We start from the raw sequence: 1,167 nt of genomic DNA on the forward strand, positions 1-1,167 counted from the left end.
CCCCCGGACAACGCCCCGCCCCAGCGCGCGACCCGGACTGGCCTTCCTGAGGGCGACCCGGGATCGGACGCTACTCGACCCGGTCAGGTATCCCCGCGTCTGGCACTTGCCCGTGCTCCGGGGCATGGCCCGGCCGCGGGGACGAGCGGTGGCGGCGTATCGCGTGGGCCAGGAAGGCTGTCGCCCCCGCCAGACAGAGACCGGCCACGACCAGGGGTATGGCCACGAACCAGGGGACTTCCCAGGCGCCCTCCGCGTCGCCGGCGTAGACGACGGCGGTCAGGGTGAGGAAGAAGCCCGCGACGAGCTTGCCGGGCTGGATGTCATGCCGCAGCACGGGTCACCTCCGCCTGTCCCATGCCGACTTCGAGGTTGATGTCGATCGTGCCGCCGGACTTGGCGTCGCCCTTGGCACCCTTCGCGGGGTAGAGGGTCAGCTCCTGCTGCTTGTCCGGTGCCACGTCCACGTCCTCCTTCTTGTCGCCCGGCAACTGGATGTCTCCGACGCCCACTTCGATCGTCAGGCGCACGGTGACGTCCGAGGGGACCACCACCTTCAGCTTCCCCACGCCCACCTCCGCGTTGGTCGCCAGCGTGTCGCCCTTCGGTATGTCCAGGCGCGTCAGATCCAGCGTGCCCACACCCGTGCCCAGCTCGTACGCCGGCTGGACGTCGGCCACGGCGGCCGGCTTCCACGTCGTGCGTATCCACTGGGTGCTGATGTTCGCCGGAAGCGCTGCCGAGCACACCAGCAGGCCCGCCGTCACCACCGAGAGGAAGAGCGACCCCGCTCCCGTACGCCCCAGGAACGCGCTGACCCCGATGCCCAGGCCGAACACGGCGAGGGCGCAGGCCAGGCCGGTCTGCAGGCTGGTGCCCAGCGCGTGTTCGTCCCACGTCAGACGCGTACCGAGGCCGCCGGCGAGCAGCGCGAGCAGGAACAGCCAGCCGCCTATCCAGCGCGGCCCACGAGCCTTGGGCCCTTGAGCAGTGCGTATGCCCTGGTGGGACGGTGTACCGCGGGCGATGTTGAGGGCCGCCGCGATATCACGGTCCCGCGCCTCCCACGGGCCCCACAGATAGCCCGTCCCGCCCACGTGCGTGCCGTCCTTGACGATCGGGTCGCGCCACCAGGACGGGTAGGACGCGGGGACGGGGGGCGGCTGG

The 1,167-nt window shown here is 71.3% G+C and carries 2 protein-coding genes; both read right to left on the reverse strand.

Annotated features, from left to right (window positions below; translation table 11 throughout):
- Nucleotides 1–70: 70 nt before the first annotated feature.
- A complete protein-coding gene (locus FNH04_RS46175) occupies nt 71–337 on the reverse strand; it encodes a hypothetical protein (RefSeq protein WP_322725789.1) in 267 nt (88 codons plus the stop codon).
- Nucleotides 324–1,167 (reverse strand): LiaF domain-containing protein (locus FNH04_RS46180; RefSeq protein ID WP_152792176.1); only part of this gene is annotated, 844 nt, incomplete at its 5' end. The genes FNH04_RS46180 and FNH04_RS46175, both read right to left, overlap by 14 nt.

It is taken from the genome of Streptomyces phyllanthi (genome assembly GCF_009377205.1).
GTDB lineage: Bacteria > Actinomycetota > Actinomycetes > Streptomycetales > Streptomycetaceae > Streptomyces > Streptomyces phyllanthi.